Genomic DNA, 877 nt, shown 5'->3' with positions numbered 1-877 from the left:
TTTGCCATATTCCGGCGCTGGCCTGGCTGTGCGCCGCGTTTTATACAGGGCGCGAACATGCGCAGGCGGAATATCGCTGGATTGACGCTTACGGGAACGGACACCGGGACAATATGCCCTGGTGGGGCGGGTTCGATCCGCGCGTCTGGAACCGCAAATCGCTGCTGGACTGGCTGCTGCCGGTCTGCGTGGCGCTTTTTGCGGAGGCGGTATGAGTAGCGGCGGACTGTACAACGCGGACGGAACCTTTGTGCCGTTCAGCGCAGCGGATTTGAGCACGGAACTGGCGACGCGGCAGAACGCGGGGGTGTTTTTCGGGGAACTGGACGGCTGGCTGAACACCCTGCCGGACCCGGACCCGGTGCTGCGCAAGCGCGGGGACGAGGCGGATGTGCTGCGGGAACTTTCTGCGGATGACCAGGTGACGACGGCCATGCTCTCCCGCAAGAACAGGGTATTGAACTGTCCTCACCTGTCGTTTCGTGCCGGAGCGCCGGAGGGCGAAACGCCCACACCGGAAGCGGAGGAACTGCACCGGCGTTTCATGCGGGACCTTGAGCGCGCCAACCTGCGCACAGTCATTACCGGGATGCTGGATGCCCCCTTTTACGGTTTTACGCCTATGGAACTTGTCTGGCGCTTCGACGGGGACTGGTGGCATATCGTGGACATTGTGCCGAAGCCTTATCACTGGTTCCGGTTCGATAGCCGCAATAATCCCGTGTTCGTGGGGGAATACGGTCTGTATTGCGCGGACCCGCGTCCCCTGCCTCCGGGCAAGTTCGTGTTCGTCACGCATCATGCTACCTACGACAATCCCTATGGTCTGCGCCTGCTCTCTCGCTGCCTGTGGCCGGTGAGCTTCAAGCGCGGCGGT

General features: G+C 62.3%; 2 protein-coding genes. Both read left to right on the top strand.

Annotated elements, in window-relative coordinates; all coding sequences use genetic code 11:
* Nucleotides 1–215 (top strand): hypothetical protein (locus DESPIG_RS14190; protein ID WP_006009630.1); only part of this gene is annotated, 215 nt, incomplete at its 5' end.
* On the top strand, nt 212–877 hold a 666-nt coding region (locus DESPIG_RS12580), incomplete at its 3' end, for a phage portal protein family protein (RefSeq protein WP_006009628.1). The genes DESPIG_RS14190 and DESPIG_RS12580, both read left to right, overlap by 4 nt.

It is taken from the genome of Desulfovibrio piger ATCC 29098 (genome assembly GCF_000156375.1).
In the GTDB taxonomy this organism is placed as follows: Bacteria; Desulfobacterota; Desulfovibrionia; order Desulfovibrionales; family Desulfovibrionaceae; genus Desulfovibrio; species Desulfovibrio piger.
This window is presented reverse-complemented; position numbering and strand designations above follow the sequence as displayed.